The sequence below is a fragment of the Geobacillus sp. PK12 genome (assembly GCF_004123125.1).
GTDB lineage: Bacteria > Bacillota > Bacilli > Bacillales > Anoxybacillaceae > Geobacillus > Geobacillus zalihae.
In genome coordinates this window covers 15,889-36,488 of sequence record NZ_SDKL01000004.1, presented here as the reverse complement: position 1 = coordinate 36,488, position 20,600 = coordinate 15,889, and the positions used below count along the sequence as shown (strand labels likewise).

At 53.6% G+C, this 20,600-nt stretch carries 25 protein-coding genes and 2 pseudogenes; 19 read left to right on the top strand and 8 right to left on the bottom strand.

Annotated features, from left to right (window positions below; all coding sequences use genetic code 11):
* Nucleotides 1–311: 311 nt before the first annotated feature.
* Nucleotides 312–1,250: a magnesium transporter CorA family protein gene (locus ETR37_RS03185; RefSeq protein ID WP_013145444.1), complete on the top strand. Its 939-nt coding sequence runs from the start codon at nt 312–314 to the stop codon at nt 1,248–1,250.
* A gap of 42 nt (nt 1,251–1,292) precedes the next feature.
* On the opposite strand, the gene ETR37_RS03180 is transcribed toward ETR37_RS03185, so the two are convergent.
* The gene (locus ETR37_RS03180) at nt 1,293–1,886 is read right to left on the bottom strand and encodes a DUF502 domain-containing protein (protein ID WP_042379506.1); all 594 of its coding nucleotides are present in this window, start codon (nt 1,884–1,886) and stop codon (nt 1,293–1,295) included.
* A 157-nt stretch (nt 1,887–2,043) separates the two neighbouring features.
* Between ETR37_RS03180 and ETR37_RS03175 the strand changes: the two are divergent.
* The 5 genes and pseudogenes from ETR37_RS03175 to ETR37_RS03155 form a co-directional block, all read left to right on the top strand.
* Nucleotides 2,044–2,184: pseudogene (locus tag ETR37_RS03175) on the top strand (NAD(P)-binding protein); the annotation flags it as partial.
* A 117-nt stretch (nt 2,185–2,301) separates the two neighbouring features.
* Nucleotides 2,302–2,447, top strand: a pseudogene (locus ETR37_RS03170) (FAD-dependent oxidoreductase); the annotation flags it as partial.
* Nucleotides 2,448–2,616: 169 nt separating this feature from the next.
* The gene (gene bioB / locus ETR37_RS03165) at nt 2,617–3,618 is read left to right on the top strand and encodes a biotin synthase BioB (protein WP_011231066.1); all 1,002 of its coding nucleotides are present in this window, start codon (nt 2,617–2,619) and stop codon (nt 3,616–3,618) included.
* Between the two features lie 346 nt (nt 3,619–3,964).
* Nucleotides 3,965–4,183 carry a YozE family protein gene (locus ETR37_RS03160; RefSeq protein ID WP_011231067.1) on the top strand — a complete coding sequence of 73 codons (219 nt, stop codon included), beginning with the start codon at nt 3,965–3,967 and terminating at the stop codon, nt 4,181–4,183.
* 131 nt (nt 4,184–4,314) lie between these two features.
* Nucleotides 4,315–4,959 carry a hypothetical protein gene (locus tag ETR37_RS03155; protein ID WP_020756799.1) on the top strand — a complete coding sequence of 215 codons (645 nt, stop codon included), beginning with the start codon at nt 4,315–4,317 and terminating at the stop codon, nt 4,957–4,959.
* Here the strand turns inward: ETR37_RS03155 and ETR37_RS19995 are convergent.
* Nucleotides 4,941–5,063 (bottom strand): hypothetical protein, encoded by a 123-nt coding sequence (locus tag ETR37_RS19995; protein WP_013145441.1) that lies wholly within the window; start codon nt 5,061–5,063, stop codon nt 4,941–4,943. The two genes, ETR37_RS03155 and ETR37_RS19995, sit on opposite strands and share 19 nt — an antisense overlap.
* Before the next feature lie 130 nt (nt 5,064–5,193).
* Here ETR37_RS19995 and ETR37_RS03150 point away from each other — a divergent pair, with 130 nt between their 5' ends.
* On the top strand, nt 5,194–5,373 hold the full coding sequence (locus ETR37_RS03150; RefSeq protein WP_011231069.1) for a YozD family protein: 180 nt from the start codon (nt 5,194–5,196) through the stop codon (nt 5,371–5,373).
* Nucleotides 5,374–5,384: 11 nt separating this feature from the next.
* On the opposite strand, the gene ETR37_RS03145 is transcribed toward ETR37_RS03150, so the two are convergent.
* A complete protein-coding gene (locus ETR37_RS03145) occupies nt 5,385–6,506 on the bottom strand; it encodes a DUF2515 domain-containing protein (RefSeq protein ID WP_033006795.1) in 1,122 nt (373 codons plus the stop codon).
* A 222-nt stretch (nt 6,507–6,728) separates the two neighbouring features.
* Between ETR37_RS03145 and ETR37_RS03140 the strand changes: the two genes are divergently transcribed.
* Nucleotides 6,729–7,046, top strand: a complete 318-nt coding sequence (locus ETR37_RS03140; RefSeq protein WP_015374738.1) for a YodL-like protein — start codon at nt 6,729–6,731, stop codon at nt 7,044–7,046.
* A gap of 105 nt (nt 7,047–7,151) precedes the next feature.
* The gene (locus tag ETR37_RS19055) at nt 7,152–7,316 is read left to right on the top strand and encodes a hypothetical protein (protein ID WP_164832367.1); all 165 of its coding nucleotides are present in this window, start codon (nt 7,152–7,154) and stop codon (nt 7,314–7,316) included.
* Nucleotides 7,317–7,351: 35 nt separating this feature from the next.
* On the opposite strand, the gene ETR37_RS19050 is transcribed toward ETR37_RS19055, so the two are convergent.
* Complete coding sequence (locus ETR37_RS19050) at nt 7,352–7,510, bottom strand: hypothetical protein (protein ID WP_008879283.1); 159 nt, start codon at nt 7,508–7,510, stop codon at nt 7,352–7,354.
* A 126-nt stretch (nt 7,511–7,636) separates the two neighbouring features.
* Here ETR37_RS19050 and ETR37_RS03135 point away from each other — a divergent pair, with 126 nt between their 5' ends.
* The 3 genes from ETR37_RS03135 (at nt 7,637) to ETR37_RS03125 (ending at nt 10,137) form a co-directional block, all read left to right on the top strand.
* Nucleotides 7,637–8,044, top strand: a complete 408-nt coding sequence (locus ETR37_RS03135) for a hypothetical protein (protein WP_013145438.1) — start codon at nt 7,637–7,639, stop codon at nt 8,042–8,044.
* Between the two features lie 511 nt (nt 8,045–8,555).
* Nucleotides 8,556–9,266, top strand: a complete 711-nt coding sequence (deoD, locus tag ETR37_RS03130; RefSeq protein WP_013145436.1) for a purine-nucleoside phosphorylase — start codon at nt 8,556–8,558, stop codon at nt 9,264–9,266.
* A gap of 49 nt (nt 9,267–9,315) precedes the next feature.
* Nucleotides 9,316–10,137, top strand: a complete 822-nt coding sequence (locus tag ETR37_RS03125) for a M15 family metallopeptidase (RefSeq protein ID WP_033006791.1) — start codon at nt 9,316–9,318, stop codon at nt 10,135–10,137.
* A gap of 38 nt (nt 10,138–10,175) precedes the next feature.
* Here the strand turns inward: ETR37_RS03125 and ETR37_RS03120 are convergent, their stop codons facing one another.
* Nucleotides 10,176–10,874, bottom strand: coding sequence for a class I SAM-dependent methyltransferase (locus ETR37_RS03120; protein WP_033006787.1), 699 nt, complete (start codon nt 10,872–10,874; stop codon nt 10,176–10,178).
* 176 nt (nt 10,875–11,050) lie between these two features.
* Here ETR37_RS03120 and ETR37_RS03115 point away from each other — a divergent pair, with 176 nt between their 5' ends.
* The 7 genes from ETR37_RS03115 to ETR37_RS03085 all read left to right on the top strand — a co-directional run bounded on the left by ETR37_RS03115 (nt 11,051) and on the right by ETR37_RS03085 (nt 16,210).
* The gene (locus ETR37_RS03115; protein WP_164977977.1) at nt 11,051–11,929 is read left to right on the top strand and encodes a cation diffusion facilitator family transporter; all 879 of its coding nucleotides are present in this window, start codon (nt 11,051–11,053) and stop codon (nt 11,927–11,929) included.
* 478 nt (nt 11,930–12,407) lie between these two features.
* Nucleotides 12,408–13,364: a magnesium/cobalt transporter CorA gene (corA, locus tag ETR37_RS03110; protein ID WP_013523676.1), complete on the top strand. Its 957-nt coding sequence runs from the start codon at nt 12,408–12,410 to the stop codon at nt 13,362–13,364.
* A gap of 196 nt (nt 13,365–13,560) precedes the next feature.
* Nucleotides 13,561–13,665, top strand: coding sequence for a YjcZ family sporulation protein (locus ETR37_RS03105; RefSeq protein ID WP_013145431.1), 105 nt, complete (start codon nt 13,561–13,563; stop codon nt 13,663–13,665).
* A gap of 187 nt (nt 13,666–13,852) precedes the next feature.
* Complete coding sequence (gene rarD / locus ETR37_RS03100) at nt 13,853–14,782, top strand: EamA family transporter RarD (protein ID WP_060787803.1); 930 nt, start codon at nt 13,853–13,855, stop codon at nt 14,780–14,782.
* Nucleotides 14,783–14,909: 127 nt separating this feature from the next.
* The gene (locus ETR37_RS03095; RefSeq protein WP_013145429.1) at nt 14,910–15,008 is read left to right on the top strand and encodes a YjcZ family sporulation protein; all 99 of its coding nucleotides are present in this window, start codon (nt 14,910–14,912) and stop codon (nt 15,006–15,008) included.
* 33 nt (nt 15,009–15,041) lie between these two features.
* Nucleotides 15,042–15,176, top strand: coding sequence for a YjcZ family sporulation protein (locus ETR37_RS03090; RefSeq protein ID WP_081212792.1), 135 nt, complete (start codon nt 15,042–15,044; stop codon nt 15,174–15,176).
* 140 nt (nt 15,177–15,316) lie between these two features.
* Nucleotides 15,317–16,210: a DUF1028 domain-containing protein gene (locus ETR37_RS03085; protein WP_060787802.1), complete on the top strand. Its 894-nt coding sequence runs from the start codon at nt 15,317–15,319 to the stop codon at nt 16,208–16,210.
* A gap of 98 nt (nt 16,211–16,308) precedes the next feature.
* Here ETR37_RS03085 and ETR37_RS03080 read toward each other — a convergent pair whose 3' ends face one another.
* The 3 genes from ETR37_RS03080 to ETR37_RS03070 all read right to left on the bottom strand — a co-directional run bounded on the left by ETR37_RS03080 (nt 16,309) and on the right by ETR37_RS03070 (nt 20,342).
* The gene (locus tag ETR37_RS03080; protein WP_129446902.1) at nt 16,309–17,676 is read right to left on the bottom strand and encodes an MATE family efflux transporter; all 1,368 of its coding nucleotides are present in this window, start codon (nt 17,674–17,676) and stop codon (nt 16,309–16,311) included.
* Between the two features lie 97 nt (nt 17,677–17,773).
* The gene (locus ETR37_RS03075; protein ID WP_020756910.1) at nt 17,774–19,036 is read right to left on the bottom strand and encodes a two-component system sensor histidine kinase NtrB; all 1,263 of its coding nucleotides are present in this window, start codon (nt 19,034–19,036) and stop codon (nt 17,774–17,776) included.
* A 136-nt stretch (nt 19,037–19,172) separates the two neighbouring features.
* Nucleotides 19,173–20,342 carry an alanyl-tRNA editing protein gene (locus ETR37_RS03070; protein ID WP_020756909.1) on the bottom strand — a complete coding sequence of 390 codons (1,170 nt, stop codon included), beginning with the start codon at nt 20,340–20,342 and terminating at the stop codon, nt 19,173–19,175.
* Nucleotides 20,343–20,600: the final 258 nt, after the last annotated feature.

Genomic DNA, 20,600 nt, shown 5'->3' with positions numbered 1-20,600 from the left:
AAAAAATCCTTTGTTTTGACCTTGTTAGGGTGCGAAATGTGAGGAATAAAGTAGCCAGTAGGCTGCTTTTTTTTATGGCACCTACTATACAAACGGGCCGGTCCGCGCTATCATTACTTGAGGGATATCTTTTTCGAAAGGAGTGGCGTTTTCGTATATGAGTAGTTCAAGCCCGAACGAACCGGAACCGGAATATAGCGGGGAACGCGGCCTGTTCCTTTTCTTGCCGGCTGCTCATCATACGAAAACGGGCTCCGGACGGAAAGGAAGAGGCGCCGCCTTCCTCGCGTGAAAAGGAGGAAGGATGCCAGATGATGAAAATGTATTTGTCCGATGCCAGCGGCAAAATGCGCGAAATCGATCATATTGAAAATGGCTGCTGGATCAATCTCGTTGCCCCGACGGAAGACGAAATTCGCTACATCGCCCACCATTTGGACATTCCGATCGATTCGATCAAAGACGCGTTGGATGACGAGGAGCGGTCGCGCGTCGAAAAGGAAGACAACCATGTGCTCATTATCGTCGACATTCCGATTGTCGCCCATGATGAAGTGGACGGCCCGATTTACGAGACGATTCCGATCGGCATGATCATTACGAACACGTGTTTTATTACGGTTTGCTTGCAGGAGAATCCGATTTTCGAAGAATTCTCCAAAAACAAAATCAAAAACTTTTACACGTTTATGAAGACGCGGTTTGCGTTGCAAATGCTGTACATGATTTCAACGTATTATTTGCGCTACTTGAAGCAAATCAATCGGCGGACGAGCGAAATCGAAAAAGAATTGCACCAATCGATGAAAAACAAGGAGCTGTTTTCGCTTCTCAGCATGGAAAAAAGCTTAGTGTATTTCATGACGTCGCTGAAGGCGAACAACATCGTCATGGAGCGGCTCATGCGCCTCAATTATTTGCGCATGTACGAAGATGACCAGGATTTGCTGCAGGACGTCATTATTGAAAACAAGCAGGCGATTGAAATGGCCGAAGTATACAGCAGCATTTTAAGCGGCATGATGGACGCGTTTGCTTCGGTCATCTCAAACAACTTAAACATTGTGATGAAGTTTTTGACGGCCATTACGATCGTCATTTCGCTGCCGACGATGGTGGCGAGTTTCTACGGCATGAACGTACCGATTCCGTACCAACACTCTCCGTACGCCTTTTTGATCGCGATGGCGCTCGCCGGTTCACTGTCAGCGGCGACGGCGTACATCTTTTGGAAAAAGCGATACTTTTGACGGCCAGGCGCGTTTTGGATGGCCATGCGAACGGTTGCCCTGTCATTGGGGCAGCCGCTTTTGCTTTCGGACGGCCACACCGCCGGAGAGGATGAATTTCATCGCCTCTTCCGGCGAGATGTCGACGACTTCCACTTGCTTTTTCGGGACGAGCAGGGTGAGCCCGGCGACTTGAAACGCCTGCGGGATATAGACGGCGACGTAGTCGGCGAGAGGATCGTGCCAAGCGCCGACATCATCCATTGTCATGAAGCCGAGGCATTTCCAGCCGCTTTCTGGCATTGTAACGAGCACAACTTGCGAAAACGATCGTTTTTCCCCGACGAAGGAAGCGATTGTATCTTTGGCGACGGAATAAACCGTTTTCATCAAGGGAATGCTTTCAAGCAACCGGTCGATCAGTCGAATGAGGCGGCCGCTTACGTATTGCGTCGATAGCCAACCGCAGACGGTAATCAGCGCGACAGTCGCCAATAGGCCTAGGCCGGGAATGTAGCGGCCATCCAAATACGGACGGACGTATTGGCCAAGCAGCCCATCCAAAACGGTGAACACTTTGTAGCACACATAGACGGCGAGTAAAATTGGCACGATCGTCAGCATGCCGTTTAGAAAATGTTTCACGAAAAAACGCATCCCTTTCCCTCCCCGCTATTCATTCTCTACCACCATACCAATTTTTTTGGCTTTATACAACTCTCTATTATATCGAACGTTTTTCGTTATATTCGGCAAGAAAGTTCGTGTTTTTCTTGACGAACTGCCAAATGTTCCGTATACTTTCGAATGGAACATGGGAAATGGGGGATGGATCATGAACAATCATTACGATGTGATCGTGGTCGGCGCCGGGCCGGCCGGCATTTTCACTTGCTACGAACTGACGCTCAAACTCCCTGGAGCGAACGTGCTCTTAATCGATAAAGGGCACGATATCTATATAAGTTGTAATAAAGATTTTCCGATTGCTCGATTCTTGTTTTCCTTCATACAAGTCAGTTTGGTAGAATGCGGCGGGCGCTCTACTGGATGTAAAACAAAGTTTCAACTTATATATAAACGCAATTGTCCGATTTTGCAAAAAAAAAAATTGAAAAGTGTCCGCCGCCGGCCGGCAAAAAAGACTATGCCGGCTGCGTGCCGGCCTGTTCGATCACGAATGGATTCGGCGGAGCGGGGGCGTATTCGGACGGCAAATTGACGCATTAGGTGAGGAACCGAGGGCAGGCCCCTTCAAACGGGGGCCTGTTTTTTTGCTGTCTGCCTGGGGACGGATTAAAAAGTAAACTGAAATGAAAATATAGTTGACAAATATGCGGCTGGTCCGTTACGATAAATGTAATGATATGGAAAGGGGAGAGGAGAGATGGCAAACTGGCTGGTGTTGGCCGAGCAAGTGTTGGGAGGCCACGAGCTGACCGATGAGGAAGCATTGGCGATATTGGATTGTCCGGATGAGGAGTTGCTCCTTTTGCTGCAAGGGGCGTACCGGATTCGCTCCGCCTATTATGGAAACAAAGTGAAGCTGAACATGATCATCAACGCCAAATCCGGCCTCTGTCCGGAAAACTGCGGCTACTGTTCGCAGTCCGCCGTATCGACGGCGCCGGTGAAAACGTATAAAATGGTCGACAAAGAGACGTTGTTGCGCGGCGCGGAAGAAGCACACCGTTTGCGCATTGGGACGTACTGCATCGTCGCCAGCGGCCGGGGGCCGAGCGATAAAGAGATCGACACCGTTGTGTCCGCGGTCAAGGAAATTAAAGAGCGGTTCGGGCTGAAAGTGTGCGCCTGCCTTGGGATCTTAAAGCCGGAGCAGGCGGCCCGGCTGAAAGAGGCGGGAGTCGATCGCTACAATCATAACATCAACACATCGAAGCAGCACCATCCGAACATTACGACGTCCCATACATACGACGATCGGGTGCGGACGGTGGAAACGGTGAAAGAAGCTGGTCTTTCGCCTTGTTCCGGCGTCATCATCGGCATGAAAGAAACGAAGCGGGATGTCGTCGATATGGCGCGCAGTTTGCGGGCGCTTGACGCCGATTCCATTCCAGTCAACTTTTTGCATGCGATCGACGGCACGCCGCTGGCTGGCACGAACGAATTAAACCCGCGTTACTGTTTGAAGGTGCTGGCCCTTTTTCGCTATATGAATCCAACCAAAGAAATCCGCATCGCCGGCGGGCGAGAAGTGAATTTGCGCTCACTTCAGCCGCTTGGCCTGTATGCCGCCAACTCGATTTTTGTCGGCGACTATTTGACGACCGCCGGGCAAGAAAAGTCAGCCGATTATCAAATGCTTGAGGATCTTGGGTTTGAAATCGAATTTGCCCCGGCTCCGCAAGCCGGAGTCGTATCATGAACGATGCCGCCGGAAGATGGCGGCTTTTTGTATGTGCGCTCACCGAGGACAAGACCTAGCGAAGCGGGAGGCATGGGAGGCGCCATGCGGTTTCAGATGGGACGCCACGATGGCGCATCGCAAGCCTTGGCGAGAAGCGGAGCGCATGATAAGACGGTGGACTTGGCCTGCCTATGCTCTGACGAGAAAAGCGGATTGAACCCCTATTGCGCCGTTTGACGCGCTTTTTTGGCATGAAAAGCCAACCCGACGCGTACGATGGGAATACAAGCGGCGAAAAAAGGCTTCACAAACAGCCAAAAGCTCATTATAATAGCAACAAAAGGAAAGGAAGAGGATGGGGGACATGGCAAAGTCATTCTACCGTTACTTGCTGCGCTTCCGCCATGGACACCAGGAAGATCCGGTCGTCCGGTTTGCGAACGGAGCGTATGAAGACCACAGCTTTCCAAAAGGGTCGACGGACTATGAAGAACTGAGCGGCTATTTGGAGCTTAACGGTGACTATTTGGAAAGTATGGTTGTGTTTGATGAGCTATGGGAGCAATTTTTGCATGAAGCATAACTAAGGGAGCGTTCCCATTTCATAAATTGGGAGCGCTTTCAAATAGCTTTTTTCCGCGCGGTTGCAGGTGTCCACCCTTCTTGGCATGCATATACTATACTAACTATTTGTTCCAAAGGGTGGAGATGCCAATGAGCGCGCCGAAACGCCCGAAATTTTCCGTCGGCGACATCGTCGTCAATACATTGTACGGAACGGTCGGAACGATCACCGATATTCAGCAGATTGACGGTGTGTTTTTATACGAAATCAACCATGGCCATAGCTTGTTTGCCGAGCAAGCGCTCATTTTATTGTCTGAGTTTGCGGGTGATTTATGGATCGCGGAAGAGATTGAAATTGAGTTGCCGTTTTTTCTTGGCGAAATTGTCCGCGTCCGCGATTATGGCGGCCATTTGTTCAAAATTGTTGGGGTGCGGACAGAAATTTACCGCTACTACGGGGAAGGATGGGAAGAGACGATTTACGAATTGAAACGGCTGATGGATGGTTGGGAGATTGAAGTCCATCTGGAAGACATCATTCCGCTTGCCGACGGAGAGGAGACGTCTATTACGCTCGTGCAAGATATTGTCATCGCCGCGCCGGTGAAAGCGTCGCTTCTATTGCCGCCGGCCGACAACGGAGAGAAAGGGCCGTCGGTCGACGAGCTCCTTGACATGTACAACGATTATAAAGCGTTATATGAATGGTTCGGCGATGAACAGTACCAACGGATGATGGAAACAGTTGTAAAACGTTTGCGGACAATCGCCGATCACCAGGATAGAAATTGATAAAGAATAAAAAGAAAATAAGGAATGCCGGCGAAAATGACGATCGCGCCCAATCCATTGACAACTGTTTCCATCATTTTATCGATCGCAGTGAATTTGTCCATTTTGTCCGCCTCCGTGTTTTTTGTTTTGTTGGTACATATGTATGGGGGAGACTGAAAAAATAGTACAACATGATTTTTGACATAAAACGGAAGGCGGCGACATACAACATTACAAAGGGGGCGAGATGCGGTGAAGGAAATTGAAGTGATTATCGATACGGAAGAAATCGCTGAGTTTTTTTACCAAGAACTCATCCGCCGCGGCTTTGTGCCAACGCAAGAGGAGCTTGAGGAGCTCGCGGATATTACGTTTGACTATTTGCTTGAAAAATGCATCATCGATGAAGAGATTGACATCGATGGGGAGTAGTCCTCGTCGTTTTATGATGAAGTTGATTTGGCCGCCGCGATGGCGGCTGTTTTCATCATGGCCAAATGCCGCTCGTAGCGGCTGGTCATGTCGCCCGAGGCCGGAAGCGGGAGCGTTTCAAGCGTCTGCATGATCGCCTCATCGGTGAACCAATCGCGATGATCGTGGAACGGGTGCGCAAGATCCGGCCAAGCTTCCTCAAGGCGGGGGCTGTAAAAGCGGCGCCCATCAGGCGTTTCAGCGAACGATTGCGGCCAGAAGTCGGCGCGTGAGCCGCTGTGGGGGACGCAGCGGGCAAAGCGGCAGGCGCCGCGAAACAGCCGGGCGTCAAACAGCAGCAGACTGTACAGCGTTTTGCCTATATGGATGCGGTGGTGGACGTCGGCGAAATCGCGCACGGTCGTTCCGGCAAGCGCTACGCGGCGGCCTTTGGCATATGGGATGAGCACATCGTTGAACCCGAGCCATTGCTCGACAATAAACGGCCAGCTTGACAGCACGCGGGTGCGGAAAAACGGATGTTCGATGACGCGAAGCTGGATGTACTGCTGCTCGTTGATGATCAGAGCAACCGTAAGAAGCGCGGCATTCCCCGTTTCCCAAAAATGTTCCCACATCGGCTTCATAAACGAAGACACCGCTAGCGCCGGCAACAAATGAAACAGCGGCGTCTCCCTCCGTTTGCTTTCTTCGTACAGCAGAAGCTGCGGATAGGCATCATGAAAAATGAGGGCATTGGCGCGCTCCAAAAACAAAAAAAGGGGTGCAATGATTTGTTCCGGCAGCAAAAACGGAAGAAGGCCGCCGCGCAAATCCGTCATGTTCCAACCGCCGTTGCGCGAGACGAGATGGGCTAAAAACGCCCAATGAATTTCCCGATGGCGCTCAAAAAACGCTAAGTAGGCGGCGGTGCGCGTCACATTGTTGCGGTTATGTTCCGCCGTTTTCCGACGAATGGCGGCAACAATGCTCTTTTCTTCCGCGCTGAGCGGTCCGTCAGTCGGGACAGTTGTGCGGGCGGCCATCCGGCGAAGCAGGCCGTCATCGGCGAGGCGGACCGGATGGCGGTACAAAAAGGAGCGGTAGGCATACTGAAGCGGATGGCGCAGCCAAGCGAACGGGCGAGTCGGCATCAGGCTGTCTCTCCTTTGCATCATTTGTGGACTTTTGCCAGAAGACCGCGATCGTTTCGACAAAAGGAGTGCTCGTTTGCTGAAGGAATCGACACGCCAAATCACCAAATAAGTACAATACACGTTTTTCTCGGCTCCGAAGACGATTCGCGATCGAATTCGACATCAACCATAGTATGGGACGCGGAGGGCCGATTTATTGGGAGAAGGGAGAGGAAAACAATGGTTCGTTTATGGGGGAAACGGATGTGGATGACAAAACGTGCATATGAGGCGGTCGTTTTTCAAACACCGCGCTTTGGGGAAACGAAAGGCTACCGGCAAGTGTGCCGCATGACGGTGACGGCGGCCGGACATGATGAAGTGCTGGCGGTGTTGTATCGGATGTTGAATGTCGCCGATCTGATGCCGAAAAACTGTCAAGCTCGATTTATGCGGACTGGGGACGTTGTGCTGATCGATGAAGGGCGGAAAGGACAGACGTACTATCGCCTTTGTCCAGACGGATGGAAACAAGTGGAACGTCAGCTCATCTGTTGACGGAATATTCGAAAATATAGTCGCCAGCAAGAGCTAGAGATGATATAATATGAATAAAGCCCCCTTGTTTCGGGAACGGATAAGAAAGGAAAGGGGGCGGACTTGATGGAACATGACGAACGGCGGCGCGACATGCCGATGGTGGTCCCGGGCATCGACGACGATGAGGAGCTGAATGAAAGAGCGACAAAAGAGGAAATTGAACGCGGGGAATATACAAAAGTCGTCACGCTTGCTTGGGACGAATCCGAGCCGTCGGAACCGCGATAGAAACCCTTGTATCGCACAAGGGTTTCTGCGGTTTGTCACGATTCTGGATTGTCGTGATGGCCCGGACCGTTTTTCCGGCCGCCGGCGGCGGAATATTCTTTGGCATGCGCCTCATCTTCAGCAATCAATGCTTCTTTTGGAATATGGTTGTTCTTTTTCTGCCCGTTAATGCGGTTGCGGTGTTTTTTGCCCATCGTTTTCCCTCCTTGAACCGTCGTCGTCGTTAGTGTATGCGGTCTGACGGCGGTTCATCGACGGAAAATGTTTGCAGGCGGCATCATGCGGCGGGCGCAGGAGAAAAGAGGGAAGGGGGCGAAACGATGGCCGCACTGGCGCTGTCGCTGCTTGTGTGCGTTGTCTCGATTGCGGCATTGCTTTGGGTCAAAGGGCAAGTTGAGCGACTCTTGTTCCGCTGGAGAAGCGTGCCCCTTCTCCATGCGGTCAACGTCGTCATCATCGCTGCCATCGTTGCTGACATGTACTATCGGCTCAGCGGCATCGACGTGTACTTGCGCGATTTGGCCGATATCAACGGTTTTTGGTATGTCTTTGCCGGCGCGATGCAGCTCGTCTTTCCACTGTATTTGTTTTCCTGTTGGCTTGTCGCCAGGCGGCGCGAGCGCGAGAAAAAATATACGCGCAGCAAAGACAAAAAGGTGCTGTATATCAATGAGCGGTATTTGGCGCGCCGCCATCGGGGCGATTATCGCCGATCCAAAACATCGTAAGAGAGCGGCTCCCCCGCAAATGTCTCACCCACCTCCGCGAGTGCACAGGGGGAGCTTTCAGCGATTTGCGTATGTGCCAAACGACAATGCACAAGGACCCTTTCCGCTTCCCTTCGTTTCGAAGGTGCCCGTTTGAACAACATGTGATTCGATCCGACGGCGATTGCCGGCCAACATTCATCTCCCACATGGACGGGTGCTCGTGCACCTTCACGTTTCGAAGTGGGAGACTTCTTTCGGAATGATGTTAGAATTTGGTCTTTTCCTTTTTCGATGTGGACGGCTGATTGTTTGATTTGGACGATGGATTGGTTTTGTTGGCGTATTCCACCGCTTGTTCGAGTTTCTTTTTCATCGGTCTTTTCCTCCTTTCTCCTCGGGCAGGCACACATAGTATGCCCGTTCGCCGCCTCGGCTACTCGAAGGAAGACTGCCATTTTCCGCAAACATATGATATGATAGACGAGGGCATGGCCCGACAACAATCGTTCAAACCAAAGGAGGAATCCCATTGAGCGTACATATCGGAGCGAAGGCAGGGGAGATCGCGGAGCGCATTTTGCTGCCGGGTGATCCGCTGCGCGCCAAATACATTGCCGAAACGTTTCTGGAAGGAGCGGTATGCTACAACGAAGTGCGCGGCATGCTCGGATTTACCGGGACGTATAAAGGGGAGCGCATTTCCGTGCAAGGGACCGGCATGGGCGTGCCGTCCATTTCGATTTATGTGAACGAACTGATCCAAAGCTACGGCGTAAAGACGCTCATCCGCGTCGGAACGTGCGGAGCGATTCAGCCGGATGTGCGCGTCCGCGACGTCATTTTGGCGATGAGCGCGTCGACCGATTCCAACATGAACCGGCTCATTTTCCGCGGCCGCGATTATGCGCCAACCGCCGATTTCCATCTGCTGCGGACGGCGTATGAAGTAGGGGTGGAAAAAGGGCTGGCGCTAAAAGTCGGCAATGTGTTCACCGCCGACATGTTTTACAATGATGAACCGAATTGGGAAACGTGGGCGCGCTACGGTGTATTGGCTGTCGAGATGGAAACGGCGGCGCTCTATACGCTGGCGGCGAAATTCGGCTGCCGGGCGCTGTCGGTGCTGACGGTCAGCGACCATATTCTCACCGGAGAAGAAACGACGGCTGAGGAGCGGCAAATGACGTTTAACGAGATGATTGAAGTGGCGCTTGAAGCGGCGATCCGCAATGGCGCGTGATTGGGCTGCCGGGCGCTTGGGCCTGGGAAAACAGAAAAGGAGAAGGAACATGAACCAGCGATGGCAAGCGGCGATGTTGGTGTGCCTGCTGCTCGCCGGCTGCCAAACAGGGGAGAGCGGCAGCAACGGTGCGGCCGGCCCGTCCGGCCAGCCGCCGGAAAGCGCGGTGCACCCAAGCGATCATCAACAACAGGGGAAAACGAGCGAGAGCCCCGTCGATCCCGATTTGCAGCTTGAGGCGAAATATTGGAACATCGTCGAGGTGCAAAACGGACAAAAAGTGATTCAAAACCCTGACAACATTTTGGTGCTCGTCAATAAAGAACAGTCGCTCCCGCCTGGCTATAAGCCGGCGGACTTGGTCGTGCCGCGCGTGCCGTTTTTGTGTGCTGACCCGAACGCGGAAAAGCGGCATATGCGGGCCGAAGCGGCCGCGGCGCTTGAGGAGATGTTTGCCGCCGCACGCCGCGATGGCATTGAGCTGGTGGCCGTGTCCGCTTATCGTTCATACGAGCGGCAGCAGGTGATTTTTGCTGAAGAAGTGCGGCAAAAGGGGAGGGAAAAAGCGGTTCAAGCGGTCGCTCATCCAGGTCAGAGCGAGCATCAGACAGGGCTGGCGGTCGATATCAGCAGCCGCTCGGCCGGCTGTCAGCTGACCGAATCGTTCGGGGCGACAAAAGAAGGGCAATGGGTAGCCGCCCATGCGCACGAGTACGGATTCATCATCCGCTACCCGAAAGGAAAGGAAGCGGTGACCGGCTACAAGTATGAGCCGTGGCATCTCCGCTATGTCGGGCGGAAGGCGGCCGCGGTGATCAAAAAGCGCGGCTTGACGCTTGAAGAATATTTCAAAGTAGTGAAAAAAGTGTGAAAACGGCGCCTCGTCGAGGACGCCGTTTTTCTTGCCAGCTATGGTTCGCAGCAAAAGACGCAATAGCCAAGACGGTCGCCGAATTGAGCTGTCAACTGTTGGTGCATCTGCCATATGCTCGCCATCTCCGGTGTCGGCGGAAGGGCGATGACGATGGGTGCCCCAAGGCTTGGCGCTTCGGCTGCAGCCGCGTAGGAAAACTGGCGGCAGCCAAAGCCGCTTTGTTCGAGCACTTCTTTCCACTCCGCTGATGTCATGAGCTGACGGAAGCCGTAAAAGGCGGCGATTTGCTTTTGCTCGGCGGCGGTCAGCCGCTCATGACACGCTTCAATGCCGACGAATAGGCCATCGTTTTTGAGCACGCGGCGGATTTCGGCGAGCGCGTTTGGCAATGAAACGAAAGCAAGCACCGATTCAGAAAGCGCGAGGTCAAACGTCCCGGCGGGAAACGGGAGCGCTTCGACCGAGGCGCGATGCAAACGGACCGAGACCGCCTTGGCGGCAAAACGCTGTTTCGCCTTGGCGATCATCGTCGGGTGGATGTCGATGGCGGTGACGTTGGCCCCGTACTGTTCGGCGATATAAGCCGCCGTCTGTCCGGTGCCGCAGCCGACGTCAAGCACGGATGTTGAACGGTCGATCTTAAGTTTACGTAAGATTTGTTTTGTTAACTCAAAACCGCCTGGGTGAGCGCCATCGATCCCCATGTCCGCCAACCAGTCTAAATATGCAGACATCTGTTCCTCTCCTTTTTTGTTTCGACTTGGTTTATCATACGCAAATGCGCTCGATTTTGCCTTTAGACAAAAAAATTTGCTTGTCCCTATTCTTATGAAAAGAGGAAATTTTCTTGCTGTAGACCCAACCGGCTTCAAGCTGGTACACTGATACGTGCAAAAATGAGATGGCTAGGTTGGTGAAGAAAGTGGATCGAAAACAAGGAGCCGAGGCGGGCGCACTGCTGAGCATTTTCGTCTATCTTCTCCTTTCGGCCGGCAAGCTGTTGGCTGGGGGGGTGTTCGGCTCGGATGCGGTGGAAGCGGACGGTTGGAATAATTTGAGTGATATTATCGCTTCCTCGGCAGTCTATATTGGCATGAAAATCGCGAAAAAACCACGTGATTGCAACCACCCGTACGGACATTCGCGGGCGGAAAACATCTCCTCGCTGTTGGCTGCTTTTTTGATGATGTCCATTGGCATTGACGTGATCACAAGCGGCGTCCGCTCGCTGTTCGGCAAAGAAAAGGTAGCGGCTCCTGATGTTTTAGCGGCTGTGGTTGCGCTCGCCTCGGCGGCCGTTATGATTGGCGTTTATGCCATCAATCGTCGGCTGGCGCGGCGGACGAACAGCATGGCGCTGGCGGCCGTGGCGAAAGACAATTTATCGGATGCGCTGGTGAGCATTGGCGCCGCCATTGGCATCGCCGGCGCGCGGCTTGGGTGGCCATGGCTTGATCCGCTGGCGGCGCTTGTGATCGGGGCGATGATTGGCAGGACGGCGTGGGAGGTGTTTATGGAGACGGCGCATACGCTCACCGACGGTTTTGATGAACAGCAGCTCGCCGTTTATAAAGACGAAATTGCAGCGGTGAGCGGCGTGCGCGATGTCGCTGACATTAAAGCGCGCATGTTAGGCAACGACATTGTGCTGGAAGTGACGATCCGCGTTGACTCGCATTTGACGGTGGCAAAAAGCCATGAAATCGCTGATGAAGTCGAGCGTTTGATGCGAAACCGGCATAACATTCGGGCGACGCACGTCCATGTGGAACCGGAAGCGGTGCGCTGACTGGCTTCGGGCGCATTGGCGGGCCGACGCGGCGAGGCGCCTATATAGATGCAATTTGAAGCTTTAACATTTGTAGCTTTTACCGAGCATTTGATCGACTGTCGGGCGACCGAACAACGCCGCTTAAAGACCCATGTATGGGTCTGTGAAGCGGGTGGTTGTTCGGTCTTCCGTCACGCCTTGGCGTGACGGAGGCAAGCCTGTGGCTTGCCTTCGACAGTCGAAAAATGGACAAGTGACTTTTCCATCAAGGATATGTTAAACTTTTTCGTTGCATCTATATAGACAGCGAATGACTTGTCGGGATGTGACGCTTTGCAGGCGGGATGCAGCCGGGAGAAGCTGCTTATCGCCAACAGCGAGCGGATGCGGCCAAACCGTTGCCGCTGACTTGTTTTTGGCGGCGGGAGGGGAGTAGTTTTGCGGCAAACAGCAAACAATACAATTAAAATCGTTTGCATGGAAAGGACGTCAGTCTATGGCGATCGAGCATAACTTTCGTTTGACGGTTGACGGAACGTACAAACGCCATGCGCCGGCAGGCAGCCAGTCGTGTTGGCTTCATTTCACCGCCGCCGCCAAGCCGGATTTGGAGCAGCTTCTTTCTTCGCTGTCCATTCACCCTCTCGCCCAACAGCGGCTGATGAATGGGACAGATATTCCCACGTTTGACGAATACGAAGGATGTTTCTTCTTATCGCTGTTTATCGTTCGTCCGTCTGGCCGGACAGTGAACGTTCGTTTGCTGGCCGGCAGCCAATATATGATCAGCTATATGGATGAAAACGATCCGCTTGTTGATCACGTGAAAGAACGTTTGTTGAATCATCGCGGTCAGGCGCTGTATCCTGGGTACGTGCTGTATCACTTTTTAGACTTGGCCGCCATCCGTTTTTTGCAAGTCATCGATCAGATCGCTGACCGCATTCAGACGCTTGAACGGCAAGTGTTTGCGACCCCGTTTGCCAACGAAATCGGGCGCGAGATTTATCGGATGAAAACACATCTTCATGAGCTGCGCCAAATCGCCGAGGCGCAGGAAGAAGCGATCAAAATGATCCGCCACGCTGATTTGCCGTATATCAACCAAGAGACGAATCCGTATATCGAGGAAGTGGCGTCGCGATTCTCGCGCGTGCCCGCCGCGCTCGACGCGTTTAAGGAATCATTGTCCGCCATTTTCGATTTGCAACTGTCGCTCAAATCAGATCATATGAATGTCATTATGAAGACATTGACATTGGTGAGCGTCATATTTTTGCCGATGACGTTTATCGCCGGTGTATACGGCATGAATTTTGCGTTTATGCCAGAGCTGAAATGGAGATACGGCTACCCGTTTGCCTTGTTGCTCATGGCAACTGTTGCGATGCTCATCGCCCTCTATTTTAAGCGAAAAGGCTGGTGGGGAGAGACAGGGACGAAAGAAAAATAGGCGTTTTTCTGGAAGGTCGGTGATGTAACGGAGAAAACGCTCCAGCAAGGAGCTTTCGCCAATGGATCAACAACTCTTCCGTTCGTTCGCTGCCCCATCTTTTTAAAGAAAACGCGTTTTTCACCAATCTTCTAGAAATTTGGGCATTCGCCTGGCCGTTTGGGCGGGCGGGCGCATATGATGGCCCTGTGAACCGATGAAGGAGGTGCCCGCCGTGAGCGGTTTTGTCAACAGCGGTTATACGGTCGTCATCGTCCTGTTCATTTTACTGATTATTGTTGGCTGTGCCTGTGTCGCTTGATGAGCGAAAAAATAAGAAAGGGCGGCGGTCAAACGGGCCGCGAAGGGGGGGCGGGTGCTCATATTCAGCTGCGCCCCTTCTCCATTGGGCAACCGCGTCGAGCGATGCGGGTGAGTGTTTTGATGGATAAAGTGAAGCGGCGGCGGTATAATGGAACAGAAATAATCATGGAAAAGGAGAAGACGACGTGGGGCATTGGAGCGAAGAAAAGCAAGGCATCTTGTATACCGCTGCTTCGTACTTGCTGTGGGGAGTATTGCCGCTTTACTGGAAGCTGCTAGAGGCGCGCCCGGCGCTTGAGATTTTGGCGCACCGCATCGTTTGGTCGTTCGTGTTTATGGCCATCCTTTTGGCAGCGACTGGGCAGCCTGACGCCTTCCGCCGGGAGCTTCGGGCGATGCGCCGTCGGCCGGCTAAGGCATGGGGGATCGCCGCTGCTGCCGTGCTCATCAGCGCCAACTGGTTTGTCTACATATGGGCGGTGAATCATCATCATGTTGTTGAAACGAGCCTCGGCTATTATATCAACCCGCTTGTCAGTGTGGCGCTTGGGACGATCGTACTGCGCGAGCGGCTGAGCGTAGGGCAGTGGACCGCTGTTCTTCTGGCCGCCGCCGGCGTGGCGGCGATGACGGCGGAATATGGCGCGTTTCCGTGGGTCGCCATATCGCTCGCATTGACGTTCGGGTTTTACGGCTTAGTGAAAAAACTGGCCAGCGTTGACTCGTCCATTGGCTTGACGCTTGAAACAATGGCCGTCATGCCGCTTTCAGCCGTTTACTTATTATGGGTGTACAACGAAACGCCAGCCCTCGTCAAGACGGCCGAATGGTGGCAATGGGCGCTGTTGGCTGGAGCCGGGCCAGCGACGGCCGTGCCGCTTTTGTATTTCGCCAAAGGGGCGAAGCGTGTGTCGATGACAACACTTGGTTTTTTGCAATACATTTCGCCGACGATCAGCCTTCTCCTTGGCGTCTTTTTGTTCGGCGAGCCGTTTACGAAAGCGCATTTTTATGCGTTTAGCTGCATCTGGGCGGCGCTTATTTTGTTTTCTGCTGTTCAAATCAAGCAGGCGTCAGGGCGGAAAAAATGGAAGCGAAGCTCGCTCGAGGCGTAGCAGCGGTCCGAGGACGGGCCGCTTTTTTTCCATTTCTGCGGCAAATACCCATTTTTGCTGAAACATCTAACCATTTCCTCGGCTTCTGAATAGTCTACTAGTACAAAAACGAAGGAGGTGCTGGCAAATGGGTGCAGCTTACGGCGGCGGATTCGCGTTGATCGTCGTTCTGTTCATCTTGTTGATTATTGTCGGATGTGCATGTGTCGGTGGTTGGGTGTACTAACGAACCCTACTTGCTAGCAAGGAGGTGACGAATATGACATGCGGCTTTTATGGCGGCTGGGGCGGCTTTGGCTTCGGCTACCCGGGTTATGGCGGCTACGGCTACGGCTTCGTGCTGATTGTCGTTTTGTTTATTTTGCTCATTATCGTCGGGGCAACATGGTGCTAGGCGGATGATGGGCATGCGGGGGGAGACGGCCGGGCAACGGCTGTTTCCCCCGCTATTTTTTGAAAGAGGGAGGAAGATGGGAGGGAAGAGGAGAAATATAAGGAGAATAAAAAAATGGAAGTAGCGTGGAGGGTAAGAAAATGAAACGCATTCCGAAAGATGTTGTCGCGACGTTTTCGATCGTCGCGTTCGATCCGGCGACCGGGGAGCTTGGCATCGCTGTTCAATCGAAATTTTTAGGCGTTGGTGCGGTTGTTCCGTGGGCGAAAGCGGGCGTCGGAGCGGTGGCGACGCAATCGTACGCCAACACGTCGTACGGACCGCGCGGCCTCGAATGGATGGCAAAAGGGAAATCGGCGCAAGAAGCGCTTGAGTTGCTCGTTGCCGATGACAGTGAGCGCGATTTGCGCCAAGTCGGCATCGTGGATGCGAAAGGACGGGCGGCGACGTTCACCGGGAAAAAATGTTACCCGTGGGCCGGGGGCATCACCGGGCCGAACTATGCGGCTCAAGGCAATATTTTAGCAGGCGAGGAAACGGTGCTGGCAATGGGAAGGGCGTTTGAGCAGACAAAAGGTCCGCTCGCCGAGCGATTGCTAAAGGCGCTTCAAGCTGGTCAGGCAGCGGGGGGCGACCGCCGCGGGCAACAGTCGGCCGCCTTGCTTGTCGTGAAAGAAGGAGGGGGATATGGCGGCTACAATGACCGCTATATCGATTTGCGCGTCGATGATCACCCGCGGCCGATCGAGGAGCTTATTCGCTTGTATCAGTTGCGCCAGCTTTACTTTGAGAAACCGCGTCCCGAAAAAGTGGCAGCGATTGAAGGAACGGTAAAGGAAGAGGTGGCCGCCCACTTGGTCCGTCTCGGTTATTTATCGAAAGAGCGCTCGGCGGATCTCGAGGCGCTTCATGAGGCGCTGACCGTGTATATACATACAGAAAATTTTGAGGAGCGCCAAGTGGAGAAAGGAAAAATCGACCTCGATGTATTACAGTATATGAAGCAGCAGCCGTCGCCTAAGGAGGTCGGCTAAGGGAAACCGGCCTTGTCGACTGCATGATCCATCATGCTGAAACAAAAAGGATGTCCCTAGAACTGAGCGGGACATCCTTGTTTATCGACCGCTCCCTCTTAAAAGGCGCATGGCGCACGCCCGCTGTCATGTCTGCGCCAAACGGCCCGCAGGCGAAAGCTGAGAAACAGCGCGCCCGTTGCCAATCCGGCGATCAGGCCGATCCAATAGCCGAACGCCCCGGCGGCAGTCAGTAGAGCGAGCACGCAGCCAAGCGGAAGCCCAACGCCCCAATAGGCGAGAAGAGCGGACCAAAAAACGGCGCTTACCTCTTTATAGCCCCGCAGCGCTCCTTGGATGGGAGCGGCGATGGCATCGGAAACTTGAAAGAAGATCGCATAGAGCAAAAACTTCTCCGTCAACGCCGCCACTGTCGGATCGTTTGTATACAGTCGAGCAACATCGCCGCGGAAGACGGAAAGAAACAATGCAGCGGCGGCGGCGACGGCCAAGGCGAGGGTGATGCCGATCAAGCAATATTGTTTGGCGGCTTCATAACGGTTGGCCCCGGCTTCAACGCCCACGGCGATCGTCAGCGCCATCGATAAGCTGAGCGGAATCATATACAACAGTGAAGCGAAGTTGAGGGCGCTTTGATGCGCGGCGACCGTTTCCGCGCCAAACCGGCCGACAAGCAGCGTCACCGCAGCGAAAATGCTCGTTTCAAAAAAGATGGCCGACCCGATCGGCACCCCGGTTTTCAGCAACTCTTTCCATGCGGCCCATGACGGACGGTAGAAACGGACGAGTACACGATAGGGAGCCAAGCGGCGAAATTTCAAAGCGGCAAAGGCAGCGGCCGCGAAGCAGTACGCATACGTGATCGCCGTCGCGTAACCAGTGCCGATGCCGCCAAGGCGCGGAAATCCGCCATGCCCGTAAATCAACAACCAGTTGAACAGCATATTGACCGGCAAGGCGGTGAGCGTAATCCACATCGTCACTTTCGTTTGCCCAAGCGCATCGATGAAATAGCGGAGCACAGAATAAAGAAACAGAGGGATGATCCCAAACGACAAGGCGCGCAAATAATGAAAGGCGATATGCCGAACGTTTTCATCCAAAGACATCTGTTTCAAGATAAACGGCACAGAAGCGGCGCCGATCAGGACAATGGCGGCAGCAAGCGCGACAGCCAAGTAGAGCGCCTGGGCGACGGCGCGGGCGATTGAGTCATGGCGTCCGGCGCCGAGATGATGCGAGACGATCGGGGACAAGGCGAGCAAAATGCCGCCGGCGCCGGTCCACACCGGCACCCATAAGCTGGAGCCGATCGCGACGCCGGCAAGATCTTCGGCGCTCGCATGACCGGACATGGCGACATCGACAAAGTTCATGGCATATTGACCGGTTTGCGAAACAAAAATGGGAAGAAACAAGGCGAACAGGCGCCGCCATTTGCCGTTGGGCGGAGCGGTCGTTGCCATAATGGCTCCTCCTTTTCCGTAATAAAGTGACACATTGTTCTAAATCATCAATCTCTCCACTTCCGAAGCTGGGATGACCCCCCTCTTCGGAAGCGATTTATGACGAAAGAAACGGCGGTTGGCTGCAAAGCGGGAATTCGATCAAAAAACATGTGCCGTGCGCGTCGCTTTGCACTTTCATCGTCCCGCGATGCAGTTCGACGATTTTTTTCGATAATGACAGGCCGAGCCCAGTTCCCGTTTCCTTCGTTGAAAAAAACGGATCGAAAACATGGTCGATGACCGACGGCGGAATGCCGGGCCCATCGTCGCAGAAGCGAAGCTGAACGAGATGGTTGATTTTTCGGCTGCAGATCGACACCTTCATCGTTTTCGCCACTTTTGCTTCCACGGCGTTGCGAAATAAGTTTAAAAACACTTGCAAAAGCTGGCTGCGGTCGCCGTTCATTTCGTAGTCGTCAAGCTGGTCATCAAGGTCAAAATGGACGTCGACGTTATGCAATAGCGCTTCGCTTTGCAATAGGACGCCGACATCGTCGCGCAAAAAGCGGTGCAAGTTGAACGTCTCCATTTTGACGTCCGCCGGCTTGGCGATATTCAAAAAATCCGTGATAATGTCGTTCGCCCGGTCGAGCTCAGGAATTAAAAGCCGCTCAACGAGCGAGGCGATGCGATCCGGCAAGTCGCTTTTCAATAGTTGCAAATATCCGCGCACCGTCGTCAGCGGATTGCGGATTTCATGGGCGATGCCGGCGGCGATGCGGCCAGCGACCGCCAGCTTTTCTGTTTCTTTCATCATATTGAGCGACTGAAACATACTGATGACTCGTTTGATCGATCCGTCATCGTTGTAAATAAAACGGGTGTTGACGATGCCGTAAAATCGGTCGAGCACTTCGTAATTGTAAAGCGGCTCGCCTTTTTCAAGCGATTCGAGCGTTGCGATCAGCTCGTCAGGCAGCTTCAGCAGCTCGCGAATATGTTTGCCGATGATGGCGTCGCGCTCGACGCCCGTGTCAATGGCCGCCTGCAAATTGCAAAGCGTGATGATCCCTTTGTCGTCGACAAAAACGATATGGTGCGGCACGAGATCGAGCAACGGCGTCAAAAAGGCTTCCACTTTTTCAAACGGTACGTCGTGATACAAGTCAATATCCCACTGCCATTTGGCTTCCTTTTCAAGGGACGGTGGAATGGTGCGAAGGTGCGGCCGGACGTCGCCGCGCTTTTTTTCGATGGCGATTCCACTTTCGTAATCGGCAAAGGTGAACGGAAACGGAAGCGTTTCGATGAGCCGCTCATAAGCGCGCAGCTTTCGTTCGAGCTCTTCGATTTGCGATTGTACGAGTCGATCGTTCATCTCTTCAAACTCCTTAGCTGCACATTTCGTTTTTCATTTTACAAAAACCGCCCTCCGTCGGCTATGGCGGACATCGCATCGATCCGACGGGAGGACGAAACGAATCGAAGCAACCGGGCGGTGCGGGCAGGAGCCGTCAATCGATGCCTGCCGTTTCCACGCGGGAAAGGAACTGGCTAAGCGCCTCAAGGGACGGAAAAGCAGCTTGCCCCTGCCGCTCGTTGCCGCCCCCTTTGCCGCCAAACAGGGCGGCTTGTTCTTTCAGCCAGTTCCCTGCATGGAGCAAGGAAGACGGTGCTTTGGCGATCACGGCGCGCCAATCGGAGGTGGAGGCGAGAAGCGCGGTTTTGCCATAACGGTCGGCGATCAGACGGGCGATCATTTGCAGTTCTTTTGCCCCATATTGGTCGTAACGGCCAATCACTGCACGTCCTGATTCGGCGGCGGCCCGTTCGGCTTCGACGGCAAAGACGATTGCCTCGTATTGGCGCAGCCGTTTTTCCCATTCTTTTTTCTCTTGTTCCCATTTTGCGATCACGTCGAGCAGCTGATCGCGGCTTGTCCCGAACCGACCTGCTGCCGCCTGCACGACGCGGTGGGTTTGCTGGTAGTCGGCAAGCGCCCGGCCGCCGCAAAGAAAGGAAAGACGCGTCATGCCGCGATGGCGCTCTGCTTTCAGCAATTTGATCACGCCGATTTCGCCCGTGCGTTTCACATGGGTGCCGCAGCACGCCGACAAATCGATCCCTTTCATCTCGACAACACGGACAGAACCTTGGACATCGGGACGCTTGCGAAACGGCATCCGTTCTGCTTCTTCCGGCGTCACCCAATACGTCTCGACCGGGAGATTCGCGTAAATGAGTTCGTTGGCCCGGTTTTCCACTGCCAGCATGTCTGCTTCCGTCAGCGCACCCGCCGTGATGTCGATTGTGACGACCTCGCGCCCAAGGTGAAAACCGACTGTTTCGGCGCCGAGCTGTTCAACGAGTACAGCGGATAATAAATGTTGGCCGCTATGCTGTTGTGTATGATCGCGGCGCCGTTTCCTATCAAGGACGCATGAAACGGCGCCCATTCCCGGGTGGGCAGGAAGGCGGTGATACACTTCCCCGTTTTCGTCAAACACATCGAGCACCGGCAAGCCGGCGATCGTGCCGGCGTCAGACGGTTGGCCACCGCCTTCCGGGTAAAACGCTGTTTCCGCCAAGGTGACAATGTATGTTTCGCCGTCTTGGCGGACGCTTGTCACCGTTGTCGTCCACACGTCAACATCCGGCGCCGTATAGTACAACTTTTTCGTCACAACCGTTTCATCCTTTCGTCTTCCGAATGCTTTTCTTTCATATTAGCAAATTCCCTCGCGTTTGCCTATCGCCGATCTTTTTGGCCGCTTTTTCCCGTTGGCAATTGGCCAAATCTATAGAACAATGTTCTAAATAAACAATATTCACAAAAGAAAAAGAACAGACCGTAGACAGCTCTTCCCCTAGAAACACTCTGATGTTTTGGGACAAGTCCAACGTTCAAACGGTTTGACAAAGGAAGCGGGTTGCAGCGATGT